The organism is Rhodococcus sp. UFZ-B548, from assembly GCF_903819475.1.
Lineage (GTDB): Bacteria > Actinomycetota > Actinomycetes > Mycobacteriales > Mycobacteriaceae > Rhodococcus_F > Rhodococcus_F erythropolis.
In genome coordinates this window covers 1-13,068 of sequence record NZ_CAIJDS010000040.1, presented here as the reverse complement: position 1 = coordinate 13,068, position 13,068 = coordinate 1, and the positions used below count along the sequence as shown (strand labels likewise).

Below are 13,068 nucleotides of genomic sequence, written 5' to 3'. Positions count from 1 at the left end.
AGAATCAGACAATTGATGCAGCCTTCGGCCTTCGATACGGAACCGAAACATCCCGGAAATCTCAGAACCCCATCTGAAGCGAACGGAGCCGTTAGAGTCCGGAAATCGCAGCAACGAAACAATCCCTGTGCTGCGCGGCACCTTTGTCCAGACGCGCTATTCCCGACCCGCTCGGAGGACGTACGTGGCCCCACCCGTAGTGAAACGGCAGACCCTCGCGACACTCAGCCGACTACTGGCCTTTGCATTACTGACGTTCTTCGCATTACTCAGCCTGGCCGGAACTGCTTCGGCTCAGGAACCGACCACTTCCCCTACACCGCCGACCCCGACAGCACCCGCAACACCGACAGCACCGGTTCCCGACAACGCTGTCCCCGTCAGCGGCAATCTCAACAACGGCGGCACACGCCTCGAGGGCGTCACCGTCCGTGCGCTCGATTCTTCCGGTACGGAAGTCGCCACCGGAGAATCGGCATCGAACGGCCGTTGGGAACTGGCCGTGGCACCGGGCACCTACACCTTCGAGATCGTTGCCGACACACTTCCCGACGGGGTCAGTGTGCAAGCCGCTGTCGAACGCGAGGTGGTGGCCGGCCGCGCGAACACCGTGATCTTCTCGTTCGGCGAGGTACGTACCGCCTCGAATGTCAGCTTCGGCGAGAAGCTGATCCGCACGACGGTCGACGGTCTGCGGTTCGGCCTCGTGATCGCGATCGCCGGTGTGGGTTTGAGCCTGATCTACGGCACCACTGGCCTGACCAACTTCGCTCACGGCGAGATGGTGACGTTAGGAGCCGTTGCTGCCTGGGTGATCAACACGTCCTTCGGCGTTCCGCTGATTCCCGCCACGATCCTCGCGATCTTCGTCGGCATCGGCATCGGCCTGCTGACCAACGGAATCGTCTGGAAACCACTGCGTAAGCGCAAGACCGGGTTGATCGCGCAATTGGTGGTCTCGATCGGTCTCGCGATTTCATTGCGCTACTTGATCCTGATCTTCTTCTCCGACCGCGCCGAACCGTTCGACGACTACCAGGGCCAGGTCGAGAAGAACTGGGGCCCGATCGCACTGACCGACGCCAACGCGATAGTCATGATCGTCAGTCTTGTCGTCCTGGTCGGCGTCGCACTGCTTCTGCAGAAGACTCGCATCGGAAAGGCCATGCGTGCCGTCTCCGACAATCGTGACCTCGCCGCTTCGTCCGGTATCAACGTCGAGCGCGTGATCATGTTCGTCTGGGGTCTCGGCGGCGGACTGGCCGCCCTAGGCGGTGTGCTGTTCGGTATCTCCGAACTCGGCGGACGCGTCCAGTGGGAAATGGGCTTCAAACTGTTGCTGCTCATGTTCGCCGGAATCACCCTCGGTGGTCTGGGAACCGCGTACGGGGCGCTACTCGGCTGCGTCATCGTGGGACTTCTGGTCCAACTCTCGACGCTCATCATCAACCCCGATCTCAAATACATCGGCGGACTTCTCGTCTTGATCGTGATCCTCGTGGTTCGCCCCCAGGGCATCCTCGGATCCAGACAAAGGATCGGGTGACGAACATGGACATCATGGGAGCTTTCCAGGTTTCCTTCGCCCAGTTGATCGGGCCGTCGGCAATCTTCTACGCACTGCTGGCAATCGGGCTGAACCTGCACTTCGGCTACGCCGGACTGCTCAACTTCGGTCAGATCGGTTTTGCCCTCCTCGGCGGCTACGGCGTCGGCATCATGACCGTGACCTACGACCAGCCGTTGTGGCTCGGCATCCTCGTCGGACTTACCGCAGCCGGGCTCCTCGCGCTCGTGCTCGGTATCCCGACGCTGCGTCTGCGCGCCGACTATCTCGCCATCGTGACCATCGCCGCTTCGGAGATCCTGCGTCTGATCTTCCGCTCGACCGCGTCGGATTCGGTGACCGGTTCCACCAATGGCCTGTTCGGTTTCGCAGACCCGTTCACCGCACTGAGCCCCTTCGACTCGGCCAAGCAGTACTCATTTCTCGGCGTGAAGTTCTACGGAGACGACCTCTGGTCGATGGTCGTGGGGTGGACGCTGGTCTTGATCTTGTGCGGATTTGTCTACCTGTTGACGCACAGTCCGTGGGGGCGCGTCCTCAAGGCGGTTCGCGAAGACGAGGACGCAGCGCGATCGTTGGGCAAGAACGTCTTCGTGTACAAGATGCAGGCGCTGGTTCTCGGCGGTGTGATCGGTGGTCTGGCCGGTGTGTTCAACGCTTTGCAGACCAAGTCCATCAACCCGGACTTCTACTCGACCGCGCAGACGTTCTTCGCGTTCGGCGCACTGATTCTGGGCGGGGCGGCAACGGTATTCGGCCCGGTGGTCGGCGCAATGTTGTTCTGGTTCCTCCTCGCCATCCCTGATGCCTTGCTGCGTCAGGCGATCTCCGGCGAAAATCCGCTGCTTTCACTCACGGAACAGCAAGTCGGGGCCACCAGATATGTCCTGCTCGGATTGATGATTGCTCTCCTGATGGTCTTCAGACCGCAGGGAATACTGGGTAACAAGCGGGAGGTGCAACTCAATGCTTGACGCCGATACCAGAGCACAGATCTTTGCCGACGTTCCTCACCTTCCCGGATCGGCGAAACCCGACCCGGTACTGGTCGCTGACAACGTCTCGCGGACGTTCGGCGGTCTCAAGGCCGTCGACGTCGATCACCTCGAGATTCAACGAGGGTGCATCACGGGTCTGATCGGTCCAAACGGTGCCGGAAAAACGACGCTCTTCAACCTCCTCACCGGATTCGACCGGCCGGACACCGGTACGTGGTCGATGGACGGTCAATCGCTGGGCCGCATGTATCCCCAGCAGGTAGCCAGGAAAGGAGTGGTACGGACGTTCCAGTTGACCAAGGCGCTCTCCAAACTCACCGTGCTGGACAACGTACGTCTCGGTGCCACCGGCCAACGAGGTGAACGCATTTTTGCATCCCTCGTTCCGTGGATCTGGAAAGGCCAGGAACGCGAGATCACCGAACGCGCCAACGAACTCCTCGCACGATTCAAACTCGACACCAAGGCAGACGACCTCGCCGGTTCACTCTCCGGTGGGCAGCGCAAACTGCTCGAAATGGCTCGCGCACTCATGACCTCGCCCTCGGTGGTGATGCTCGACGAACCGATGGCGGGGGTCAATCCTGCTCTGACGCAAAGCCTGCTCGGACACATCAAATCATTGCGCGACGACGGAATGACGGTCGTGTTCGTCGAGCACGACATGGACGTGATCCGAGATATCAGCGATTGGGTGGTGGTCATGGCGCAGGGCAGCGTCATCGCCGAATCCACCCCGGACGAACTCTCGTCCAACACAGCCGTCGTCGACGCATATCTGGGCAGCCACCATGACCAGGCCCTCGAGTTCGACGACAACGGAAATCCGGTGGGCGAGACGGCCGTTCTGGCCGCCGCCCTGGCTGAAGCCGAGGTCGAAACCCTCGAGTCGGGCGGGGACCTGTCGGAACCCGACGTCGACAACCTTCCGGCCGATCTCGCCGCGACGCTGGAATCGAGTCCCGAGGAACCGCGCGGAAGGCACGAGAAGCCATGAGCGAGAACCACGCACGTTCACTGACGCCTGCAGAGTTCGCCGCGACGGCCGAGGAGCATCAGCGACTGTCAGCAGGTGCCCTGCTCCGCGCCGACAGCCTCGTCGCGGGCTACATTCCCGGCGTCAACATCCTGCGTGAATGCAACTTCTTCCTGAAGGAAGGGGAAATCGTCGGGATCATCGGACCGAACGGCGCAGGCAAATCGACACTCCTGAAATCACTGTTCGGACTGATACCGGTACGCGAAGGGTCGGTCACCCTACGCGAGGACAACATCACGTCTGCGCCCGCTCACGTCCTCGTTCAGAAGGGAGTCGGGTACGTCCCTCAGACACAGAACGTCTTTCAGACTCTGACCATCGAAGAAAACCTCGAAATGGGCATTTATCTGCGGCCCAAGGCATTCGCGGAACGATTCGCCTTCGTGAGTGAACTGTTCCCTCTTCTGAGTGAACGACGAAAGGTGAAGGCCGGCGCACTCTCCGGCGGCGAACGCCAGATGGTCGCGATGGGCCGGGCCCTGATGATGGATCCGTCGGTGCTGCTGCTCGACGAACCGTCCGCGGGCCTGTCCCCCATGTTCCAGGACGAGGTGTTCATCCGCTGCAAGAAGATCAATGCTGCGGGTGTCTCGGTCATCATGGTCGAGCAGAACGCGCGCCGCTGCCTTCAGATCTGCGACCGCGGCTACGTACTCGATCAGGGTAAGAACGCGTACACCGACACCGGCGCCAATCTGATGAACGACCCCAAGGTGATCGAGTTGTACTTGGGAACGCTCGCTGGCAGCAAAGAGAAGTAGAACAGACACGAGAATGGGCCAGGGTCTCTCGACCCTGGCCCATTCTCGTTGGCTGCTTACTTGCCCACGACCACGAATCCTTCTGTGGTCAGCGTGTTCTCAGGGCCGAACTTGAGCTTTCCGTACGAACCGATGGACGGTTCTCCCGAATCGTTGAAGTCCAACTCACCGGTGATGCCGTCGTAGTCGATGTCGGTTCCCGCCTTCACCAACGGCAGGCACTCGACGTAGGACGTGCACTTGGTGCCACCTTCGGTGACGCTGTTGATGTTGGCTGCGATGTCGGTACCGGCCGTCGACTTCGCCTGCTCGGCAGCGAGCGCTGAGATCACCACCGCGTCGTACGACTCTCCGGCGTAGTTGAAGTCGATCAGAGAGGGGTTCACAGCCTTCAAACGATCCTGGAAGGCAGCCCCGACGTCCGTCAGGGGCGTGGTTCCCTGCATGGTGTCGAGCAACGGCTTCGCCACGGATTCGCCGAGCGCGTTACCCATGTTGCCGTCGACGCCGTACATCGCCATTCCGTCCGACGGGCCGATGCCCACTTCGTGCATGCGCGTGATGATCTTCGCCGACTCCTCGAAGCCCACCAATGCCACTGCATCCGGATTGAAGTTCTTGACTTGATCGACTTCGGAGTTGAACGACTGCGCGTTCGGGTCGTAGATGATCTTCTCGATCTGATCGGAGGGGACGCCCGAATCGATCAGATTCTTTTCGATGTTGTCCGCCAGACCCGTCCCGTACGGGTCGTTGAGGGCCATGATCGCTACGCGCTGACCACCGTCGTCCGAAATGAGCTGTGCGACGGCCTGAGCCTGTAGTACGTCCGTCGGAGCGGTGCGGAAGTACATGCCCTTGTCGGGGTAGCAGACGAATTGGTCCGAGGTGTTGGCAGGCGAGAACATCACGACGCCTGCGCTGGCGATCTTGTCGATCACCTTGAGCGAGACCGAAGACGACGCGGCGCCGACGATGACCTGAGTGCCTGCAGCCAATTCGCGGTCGACGGTGGTGTTGGCGGTGTCCGTTGTGGTGTCACCCGAATCGCCGGGAATCAGCTGGACCGGTTGGCCGAGAACGCCTCCGGCAGCATTGACGTCGTTGACTCCCAGCTGGGTGCCCGCGACCATCGGCGGCCCGAGGAACGACAAGCTGCCGGTGTCAGGAAGAAGCGTGCCGATACGCAGCGCTTCCGTGGACGGGGTGGCGCCGGCTTTGGCCTGCTCCGGGGTGCAATCAGTCGTGACGGATGTCGTCGCGGCAGAAGCGCCGGACGTAGAGCCACTCGAAGACGAGTCATCCGACTTGTCCGAGCTACAGCCTGCAAGTGCCAGTGATGCCGCGCCGAGAACTGCAGCAGTACGCACAAGTGTTCGTCTAGCCATCCCACGCTCCTAAGATCAGCCGGTGCTCGCGCCACCCGAACTGGCGCTCGCTGTGGGATCAGACGCTAGACCTTGGAACCGTTTCGCGATCCTTCAAGAAAGCCCTGTGACCTGACTGTTATCTGAAGGCGCACAGTGTTTACACGGCTGTAGCGCTGCGCGACGTTTCGACGGTCGACGCAGCCACTCAGTGCAGCCGGATAACCCCGACACTTTGCTCAAGCGTCCGGTTCACCGCCCAGAGTTTCCAGTACGACCTGTGCGACCGCCTTCATCGTGGAGCGCCGATCCATCGCGGCGCGCTGAATCCACTTGAACGCCTCAGGTTCGGTGAGCGCTTGGCGAACCATCAGAACACTCTTGGCTCGCTCGATCAGCTTGCGTGCTTCGAGCCGGTCGGAAAGATCAGCGACCTCACGCTCGAGCGCCGTCACCTCGCGGAAACGACTGACCGCCAATTCGACAGCGGGAACGAGGTCACTGATCGAGAACGGCTTGACCAAGTAAGCCATGGCGCCGGCATCGCGTGCGCGCTCGACCAACTCGCGCTGACTGAACGCTGTGAGAATGACAACAGGAGCGATCCGCTTGGCGGCAATCTCCGAAGCGGCGTCGATGCCGTCTCTCCTGGGCATCTTCACGTCCATGATGACCAGATCAGGCTTGAGCGACTCGGCCAACTCCACCGCAACCTGCCCGTCACCGGCCTCACCGACGACGTCGTAGCCCTCTTCGCGGAGCATCTCGACCAGATCCATGCGGATCAACGCCTCGTCTTCAGCGACGACAACACGACGGGGTGCGAGCTGATTGCCTTGCGGCTGCGGCGAATTCATGGCCACCATCCTCCTCCATCGAACCGCCCCGACACGAGACGCGAACGATTAGAGGGTACCGGTGTTTGACATTGAAATCGCATCTTCTAATGTAGTCATCGCAACAAGCCCTCGTATCCCAATTGGCAGAGGAAACGGATTCAAAACCCGTCCAGTGTGAGTTCGAGTCTCACCGAGGGCACAACGAGACAAACATCAAAACCCCCTGGAGACAGGGGGTTTTGGTCATCCTAGAGCGGCTTCCGGTGAATCTTCTGGACACGCTTTGGACACAGACTCCGCCGCCGCCGCGTCCAAGGCGTCTGCGAGGTCTCCCAGTTGGTCGGCGAACAGGTGGCCGTACCGGTCCATCGTCAGCGTCGCCGACGCGTGTCCTAGCTGAGCTTGGATCGCCTTCGGATTCGCCCCAGCCGCAATCATCAACGAGGCCGCCGTGTGGCGCAGCGCGTGAACACTAATCTGCGGGAAATTTGGGTCGTCTGCCTGGCACCGTTCCACCGCACCGGACCACCACGACTTCCCCGAGGGCAACGTCATGTGGCCGCCTCGCACGTTCGGGAAGACGATGTCATCCCTCCCCTTACCCTCGCACTGCCTCGCGAGTGCCTCCGCGACCAAACGAGGTACCGCAATGGTGCGTTGGGCGTGAGACTTGGGCGAGCCCAACTCGACTCGTCCAGCCACAGTGACCGCGTTCTCGACAACGCGAACCCGTCGGCGCAACAGGTCCAGGTGACGAACCCTCAACCCTGCCGCTTCACCGAACCGCAGTCCGCCGAACCCGAGGAGCAACACGAGACCTCGACGCTCCCCCGCCTGCTCCGCCAACGCTTGCAGTTGCGTCATCGTCAGGTAAGTCTGCTCACCTCGTTTCCGTCGCGGCAGTTTCACCCCGCGAGCGGGGTTGACCACTAGCAGTCGATCCGCGACCGCATCATCCAAGATCGACGCGAGGACACCGAAGCAGCGCGTGATGGTCACAGGACCGCTGTCCACCGACATATCTGCCACCCATTGTTGGACATGGGTCCGCTTGACGCGCCCAACCGGGGTTTGACCCCACTTCGGTTGGACGTGGTTGTCCCACGCCGATTTCACGACGCGGGCAGACGAGGGCTTGAGGTGCGCCTGCCGCCCGAGCCACTCAACGCCCAACTCTCCGATAGTCGCTCGCCCTGCGCTCTGTAGTACGAACGCCCCTGTCTGCTTGTCCACCTCGACTCGCGCCGCGTAGGCGTTCGCGTCCCGCTTCGTCTTGAACCCGCGCTTGCGGGTCGTCTGATGGTCCGGTGTTCGGTAGCGGACCTCGTACCGGGTTCCAGCCTTGGTCGCATACTCAGAAACGGTCGCCATTACTTGGACTCCAGGGCGGCCGAGAGCTGAGCGCGCAGGTCTCGTGAAATCTGGCCTCGCCGCTGGTTGTTCGCGTCAGGCTCGAGTGCTGCCAGCCGCTCCCGCTCGTCGGCGAGTGAATGACCCCACAGCCGCAGCGCTGCCGCCATCAGCTCCGCCATCTCAACGTCGAATGCCTTAGCTGCGCGCTTGTCCGCCAGCGCCGCGCCGTCCGCCGCGTCGAAGACCGCGTTCAGTTCGGCATCCGTAGTAACCCTCAGATCCGCCTTCGCCTCGGCAACCCCCGGCCACCCGTTCGCCCGCGCCCGGTCGGTCAACGTCTCGTGCACCTCATGTTGCTGTGCGGTCTCGACGCCCGCCCAGGGTGCGCGGTCGTCGCCCTCGAACCGGACGGGCGCACCTTCCAGGGCTCGTGCGAGCGCGGCCGACGAGACCGCGAGGCCGCCCGTCAGCTCCACGAAATCATCAGTGGCGACCAGGTCCACCAGTCGCACAGCGCCCCCTGTCACCTCCCCTAGAGCGTCTGCCAAGCCAAGAACCGTAGGCATCGTTGGGTTGATGCGGCCGCCCTCCATGTCTCCGACACGTCCTGTGCTCCAAGGCATTCCGCGCGCACGCACGGCTCGCGCGAGCTGCTCCATTGTCGCCCCTGCTTCCAGGCGCAACCTTCTTGCGTTAACACCGATCACGTTGGCTAAGTCTGTCGTCATTCGCTCACCGTATACGAAGTCGCGCCGCTTGACACGCGGTGGCACGAGATGCTTCTATATTCTCGTGTTACTTCTTAATAAGTGAAATTCATCGACACGAGATAGGAGACGAGCGTGAGCCCCACCGAGATTCCACGATTGTTGTCAGCGAAGGAGGCAGCCGACGTGCTGCTCACGAGCGAAGGAGCGCTGGCCGCGCTGCGGTATCGAGGCGCAGGTCCGAAGTTCAGGAAGCTAGGCCATCGAGTCGCGTACGCGGTCCAGGACCTGCGGGACTACATCGACTCCGACATTCGTACGGGAACGGCCGCCGACGCGACGGCCTGAATACGAAAACGCCCCCAGTGCGCCAACACCGGGGGCGAATCCAACCACCAACCCGAGCGCGTAGCTCGGACCGAAAGGGAAATCAACGCATGCTTATTCAATCAAGCACCCCCGAGAACGCGCAACCAAGCCCCGACGCCCCCGTTCGCGCCAAGTTCGCGCCGACGGATGGATCAGTCTCGATTGGCCGTCAATCTGGCCCACGTTTTGTCATGCGTGATGTGGACGACGTCCATTCCCTAATTGACGGCCTGCAGTCTGCTGTCCGCGAGATGGCTCGCCACCAGGAAGCCGAGGCCACGGCATGAAAATTCCGGCCAGCCAGAGGACCGAACGCCGGGACACGACCCGGCCGGTCGGCGAGCATCGTCGTTCGGCAGACGGTACGACACCGAGCAGTGGAGGCCACCAGACGAGCGTCACCGCTAAGCAGATGGAAGCTCTCGGCGCGCTGCTGCGACTCATCGACGAACGTTACTCCTCCGGAACCGCTTCCGAGTTGGTCTATTTCAAAGGTGTTCGAGTCTCGCTCCACGTACGAAACAGCCAGTCGCCCGACGGAATACTGCTCCGCATCAGCTCGACCTACGGTGCCGAAGTTCTCGAGCTGGTCCCGGCAGTGTCCCAGCAGTTCGACGCGGAAACCTTGGACAGCTAAAGCGTCCAAGACACCATCGACCAGGCACGCGACTGGCTCGACCGCGAGGTGCGCAGGGTTGTTCCTGCAGTGCAGCAAGCCAAGGTACAACTGCTCACCAAGCAGCTCGTAGACGCTGAACAGACGCGGCAGAGCGCCAACGCCTCAGTGTGGAATCGGCCGACCACTACGGAGGCCACCGAATGACCGCCCAGGAGCGATTCGAGCTGAAGGCGACCGGGTGGGCGTTCCTCGTCTACCTGCTGATCTGGGGCGCGCTCGTCTTCTGACCGCGTGACCCCTGACACCAGTAATCCATGACGCGCCCAGCGGACCCCGCCCCCATTCGGGTACCCGCTGGGCGCGTTCGTTCACTCGGAATCCCAACGAGCGCCCACGAGGACCCGTCTCCGGAATCTGTTGTCGCCGAGTGTTTTTCTCCCTCTTGACCTCCCTCAATTCCGACTGGCCTCGACCAAAATAGTAATACTTCTCCGGCAGGGACATCACATGATTTCGTTTCCTATGAGCAACCAAGAACCTAGACACGACGAGGCCGCAGAGGCCCCGGTACAGCGACCGAAACCCGGAACTCCCGAGCATCAGGAGTGGGTCCGCGCCAAGGCTCGCGAGAGGGCTAAGAAGCGATCGCGACGGCTCATGGCCGACCCTGCAACTGCGGCCGTCGAACGCGAACGTCGTCGGCTCCGCAGCATGGAAGCGCGGCATCGCCGAGCAGTCGGAATCCTGCCTCTACCTACTGGTCAACGCGTCCCGAAAGAGCAGTGACCCCGAACAGCAGTCCGCCCCAATTGCTGGCAGGCAACCGGGGCGAACGGAGCGCGCACGTACACGCTGAACACGACAACCCCAGCGTAACACGCGCTCCTCAGAACAAATGAGGAGCAATAGTGAAATCCGCAGCACAACAAGCCAAATCAACACCCCGCCCCATAGCGCCCCCTGCTGGCCCGTTCGCTGACCACGCCCTCGCGCTGGCCGCTGACGGCTGGTCCGTCTTCCCTCTCGTCCCGCGAGACAAGATCCCCTTCGCGGGGTTTCGTTGGACCCACGAAGCGACCACCGACCGGGCGCAGATCGAACAGTGGACCCGCACCTACGGAAAGGCCAACATCGGCCTCCGTCCGGACTTGGGAATGCTCGTTGTGGACATCGACTCCGCAGCTCTCCTCGCCCCGTGGATGAACGAGCGCGGCCTCTCGTTGCCACCGACACGTGTCGTCCGCACCAATCGCGGAAGCCACTACTATTACGCGCACTCATCGGAACGTCCTCTACTGGCCACGATTCCGGGCGTGGACCTCAAGACCTCGAAGGGGTATGTCCTGGCTCCGGGGTCCGTCCACAAATCCGGCCGCATCTACCGCGTGTGGCGAGACCTCCCCATCGCCGAACTTCCGGCCGAATGGCTGGAGCATATTCAACGCCCGGAGCCGAAACCCCGTCCTCCCGTGGTCACGAGGCCAGGAGGAGCTTCCGTGGGAACACCTGGTCTTCAACTCGTCCGACTGCTCGCGGTTAAGCGGCCAGGCGACGGACGCCGCAGTTACTACCAGTGGTGCGTCGGCGCAGCGTACCGGGACTATGGCGGCTCGCCTGACCTCGTGAACCGACTCCGCGACATGGCAGTACAAATCGGACTCGACCCGGCCGACGTGGACCGAATCGCGGCCTGGACTGCGGATCAATACCCCAATACAAATGACTCTCTCCCTCCGGTCGATGGGGTCTCCAACCTGGATCGGAGCACACTCAATGCCTAAGCTCGGCGAATTCGAGGGCGACCTCAGCAGCATGAAACCGAGGATCATCGACCCCCGACTGGAAGCGTGCGTGACGCCTGCGACGCCGGCTGGGACGGCCGCTGGGACAGGTACCCGTCCCACCTCCGACAACGCTCCATCGCAGGTCAGAGCATATGAAAAAGCGAATGGGACGGGTGGGACGGGTTCGAGGGGGGTAGACCAAAAGACCCCTGATTCAGCGCCGCTCGGATCAATTCTCGATGACACCGAGAAGCTGATCCGCAGGTGGATTACCTACACCCACGAGGCCCATTACGTCACCAACGCTCTGTGGGTCGCCGCAACTCACCTCATTGACGAGTCGAACTACGCCCCGCCATTGGTTCTGAACGCTCCTCGCATGAACTCCGGCAAGACCACGGTCCAGGACATCACCCGGATGATGTCTCGAGACTCCCTCGCCGCTAGCAACGTGACAGGCGCAGCCCTGTTTCGACTGATCGACGCGAAACACCCGACGATCTTCATTGACGAGGCCGACAACTCGAACCTCGACGCGGAAGGTGGTGAGGTCTTTCGCGCCGTCATGACCTCCGGCTTCAAGCGCGGCGCGTCGTCCAACTTCATTCGTTCCGTTCAGGGCAAAGGCGACTTCGTGCCGAAGGTCTATAACGTGTTTGGGTTGGTCTGCATCGCGGGCAACGGCAAATTCGCTCCGGAAACGGTGCTGTCTCGCGGGTTCGTGATTCCGCTTCTCCCCCGCACAGCAGCCGAAGAGGCCGTCGCAGAAGAGTTTGACGAGGAATACCACGAGGGCTTGTTGGATGAAGTACGCGGACGATTCGACACCTTCGTTGCCGCAATGGAACCGGGCACAGTTCGCGGTCGAGAGGTCGAATGCACTGTTGGTGGTCGCAACGCACAGAAGTGGCGGTTTTTGCTCCGGATCGCGGACCTTGCCGGGGGCGAGTGGCCTAGACGAACACGGGAAGCCGCCGAGTACCTGTGCGGTGTCGGCAAAGAATCGAAGGAATACGCCAACGAGGCCACGTTGTTATTGCGGGATCTTCGGACGGTATTCGTCTACCTGCTCGCGACAGACGATCCGCAGAACCCCGACGCGAAACTGCGGGAAGGGATTCCGACTCGAACACTCCTGTCGTACCTGCATCAGCCCGACCACCCGGACTTCACCCGTCCACTCGTGAACTCGAAGGGCGAGTTGGTCGAACTGCCTCCGGTCGATCCGTGTTGGGCATCGAAGTCCGACGAGTTGGACGACAACCGTTTGACTCGAATTCTGCGGGAGTCCTTCGCGATTCACTCGAGCAAGAAGCGGAACATGTACCCGGACGGTAAGCAGCTCCGGGGCTACGCAGTCGCAGACTTGGTGGACCTCTTCGGCAGGTTCCTGTGACCTCCTTTTGGTCTAACCCCGGAAACCCGTCCCATACGTCCCATTTTGGTTTCTCACCCCCTCTGACCGGCCACGGAGCACTACTGAGGACCGGGACGGGTAGCCGTCCCAACGACACGTCCCAGACGCACAAAGCGTCCCCAGCGGGACGCCTGGACGGGAGCGCACTAGACGTCGATGCACTAACGCCCTCTCGCGGCTCGCTCTCGAAAGCCAAAGCGGAGGCGTTCCCACGCCGCACGGGCACCGAAACCGTCGGAACGCCCGCG

General features: G+C 61.8%; 14 protein-coding genes and 1 tRNA gene. 11 read left to right on the top strand and 4 right to left on the bottom strand.

Annotated elements, in window-relative coordinates:
- Window positions 1-235 precede the first annotated feature (235 nt).
- Genes H7C86_RS26350 through H7C86_RS26335 form a run of 4 tightly spaced genes read left to right on the top strand, consistent with a single transcriptional unit; the run spans window position 236 to window position 4,365 of the window.
- The gene (locus H7C86_RS26350; protein WP_229756989.1) at window positions 236-1,546 is read left to right on the top strand and encodes a branched-chain amino acid ABC transporter permease; all 1,311 of its coding nucleotides are present in this window, start codon (window positions 236-238) and stop codon (window positions 1,544-1,546) included.
- 5 nt (window positions 1,547-1,551) lie between these two features.
- Window positions 1,552-2,541, top strand: coding sequence for a branched-chain amino acid ABC transporter permease (locus tag H7C86_RS26345; RefSeq protein ID WP_003944088.1), 990 nt, complete (start codon window positions 1,552-1,554; stop codon window positions 2,539-2,541).
- Window positions 2,534-3,562, top strand: a complete 1,029-nt coding sequence (locus H7C86_RS26340) for an ABC transporter ATP-binding protein (protein WP_182262516.1) — start codon at window positions 2,534-2,536, stop codon at window positions 3,560-3,562. Before H7C86_RS26345 ends, H7C86_RS26340 begins: the two co-directional genes overlap by 8 nt.
- Window positions 3,559-4,365, top strand: coding sequence for an ABC transporter ATP-binding protein (locus tag H7C86_RS26335; protein WP_007728720.1), 807 nt, complete (start codon window positions 3,559-3,561; stop codon window positions 4,363-4,365). Before H7C86_RS26340 ends, H7C86_RS26335 begins: the two co-directional genes overlap by 4 nt.
- Before the next feature lie 56 nt (window positions 4,366-4,421).
- Here H7C86_RS26335 and H7C86_RS26330 read toward each other — a convergent pair whose 3' ends face one another.
- Together H7C86_RS26330 and H7C86_RS26325 are read right to left on the bottom strand one after the other, a co-directional pair.
- Entirely contained in the window at window positions 4,422-5,753 is a 1,332-nt protein-coding gene (locus H7C86_RS26330) for an ABC transporter substrate-binding protein (protein WP_003944031.1), read from the bottom strand.
- A gap of 218 nt (window positions 5,754-5,971) precedes the next feature.
- Window positions 5,972-6,589 (bottom strand): ANTAR domain-containing response regulator, encoded by a 618-nt coding sequence (locus tag H7C86_RS26325; protein ID WP_003944029.1) that lies wholly within the window; start codon window positions 6,587-6,589, stop codon window positions 5,972-5,974.
- A 107-nt stretch (window positions 6,590-6,696) separates the two neighbouring features.
- Between H7C86_RS26325 and H7C86_RS26320 the strand changes: the two genes are divergently transcribed.
- Window positions 6,697-6,770: transfer RNA gene (locus H7C86_RS26320), tRNA-Leu, on the top strand.
- Between the two features lie 44 nt (window positions 6,771-6,814).
- Here the strand turns inward: H7C86_RS26320 and H7C86_RS26315 are convergent.
- Together H7C86_RS26315 and H7C86_RS26310 are read right to left on the bottom strand one after the other, a co-directional pair.
- Entirely contained in the window at window positions 6,815-7,942 is a 1,128-nt protein-coding gene (locus H7C86_RS26315) for a site-specific integrase (protein ID WP_182262515.1), read from the bottom strand.
- Window positions 7,942-8,652 carry a helix-turn-helix domain-containing protein gene (locus H7C86_RS26310; RefSeq protein WP_182262514.1) on the bottom strand — a complete coding sequence of 237 codons (711 nt, stop codon included), beginning with the start codon at window positions 8,650-8,652 and terminating at the stop codon, window positions 7,942-7,944. The genes H7C86_RS26315 and H7C86_RS26310 overlap by 1 nt, the downstream gene beginning before the upstream one ends.
- 114 nt (window positions 8,653-8,766) lie before the next feature.
- On the opposite strand from H7C86_RS26310, the gene H7C86_RS26305 reads away from it, so the two are divergent.
- From H7C86_RS26305 to H7C86_RS26280, 6 genes are all read left to right on the top strand, one after another.
- Window positions 8,767-8,979, top strand: coding sequence for an AlpA family transcriptional regulator (locus H7C86_RS26305; protein WP_231915199.1), 213 nt, complete (start codon window positions 8,767-8,769; stop codon window positions 8,977-8,979).
- An 89-nt stretch (window positions 8,980-9,068) separates the two neighbouring features.
- Window positions 9,069-9,287, top strand: a complete 219-nt coding sequence (locus H7C86_RS26300; protein WP_182262513.1) for a hypothetical protein — start codon at window positions 9,069-9,071, stop codon at window positions 9,285-9,287.
- Window positions 9,284-9,637, top strand: coding sequence for a hypothetical protein (locus H7C86_RS26295; RefSeq protein ID WP_182262512.1), 354 nt, complete (start codon window positions 9,284-9,286; stop codon window positions 9,635-9,637). The genes H7C86_RS26300 and H7C86_RS26295 overlap by 4 nt, the downstream gene beginning before the upstream one ends.
- A gap of 489 nt (window positions 9,638-10,126) precedes the next feature.
- A complete protein-coding gene (locus H7C86_RS26290; RefSeq protein ID WP_182262511.1) occupies window positions 10,127-10,405 on the top strand; it encodes a hypothetical protein in 279 nt (92 codons plus the stop codon).
- A gap of 122 nt (window positions 10,406-10,527) precedes the next feature.
- Window positions 10,528-11,400, top strand: a complete 873-nt coding sequence (locus H7C86_RS26285) for a bifunctional DNA primase/polymerase (RefSeq protein ID WP_182262510.1) — start codon at window positions 10,528-10,530, stop codon at window positions 11,398-11,400.
- Between the two features lie 382 nt (window positions 11,401-11,782).
- On the top strand, window positions 11,783-12,799 hold the full coding sequence (locus H7C86_RS26280) for a DUF3631 domain-containing protein (protein ID WP_182262509.1): 1,017 nt from the start codon (window positions 11,783-11,785) through the stop codon (window positions 12,797-12,799).
- Window positions 12,800-13,068: the final 269 nt, after the last annotated feature.

What these genes read in the sequence shown, in the direction of transcription:
- H7C86_RS26345 (WP_003944088.1), top strand. Translation starts at nt 1,552, where the DNA reads ATGGACATCATGGGAGCTTTCCAGGTTTCCTTCGCCCAGTTGATCGGG.
- H7C86_RS26340 (WP_182262516.1), top strand. Translation starts at nt 2,534, where the DNA reads ATGCTTGACGCCGATACCAGAGCACAGATCTTTGCCGACGTTCCTCAC.
- H7C86_RS26335 (WP_007728720.1), top strand. Translation starts at nt 3,559, where the DNA reads ATGAGCGAGAACCACGCACGTTCACTGACGCCTGCAGAGTTCGCCGCG.
- H7C86_RS26330 (WP_003944031.1), bottom strand. Translation starts at nt 5,753, where the DNA reads ATGGCTAGACGAACACTTGTGCGTACTGCTGCAGTTCTCGGCGCGGCA.
- H7C86_RS26325 (WP_003944029.1), bottom strand. Translation starts at nt 6,589, where the DNA reads ATGAATTCGCCGCAGCCGCAAGGCAATCAGCTCGCACCCCGTCGTGTT.
- H7C86_RS26315 (WP_182262515.1), bottom strand. Translation starts at nt 7,942, where the DNA reads ATGGCGACCGTTTCTGAGTATGCGACCAAGGCTGGAACCCGGTACGAG.
- H7C86_RS26310 (WP_182262514.1), bottom strand. Translation starts at nt 8,652, where the DNA reads ATGACGACAGACTTAGCCAACGTGATCGGTGTTAACGCAAGAAGGTTG.
- H7C86_RS26300 (WP_182262513.1), top strand. Translation starts at nt 9,069, where the DNA reads ATGCTTATTCAATCAAGCACCCCCGAGAACGCGCAACCAAGCCCCGAC.
- H7C86_RS26295 (WP_182262512.1), top strand. Translation starts at nt 9,284, where the DNA reads ATGAAAATTCCGGCCAGCCAGAGGACCGAACGCCGGGACACGACCCGG.
- H7C86_RS26290 (WP_182262511.1), top strand. Translation starts at nt 10,127, where the DNA reads ATGATTTCGTTTCCTATGAGCAACCAAGAACCTAGACACGACGAGGCC.
- H7C86_RS26280 (WP_182262509.1), top strand. Translation starts at nt 11,783, where the DNA reads ATGAACTCCGGCAAGACCACGGTCCAGGACATCACCCGGATGATGTCT.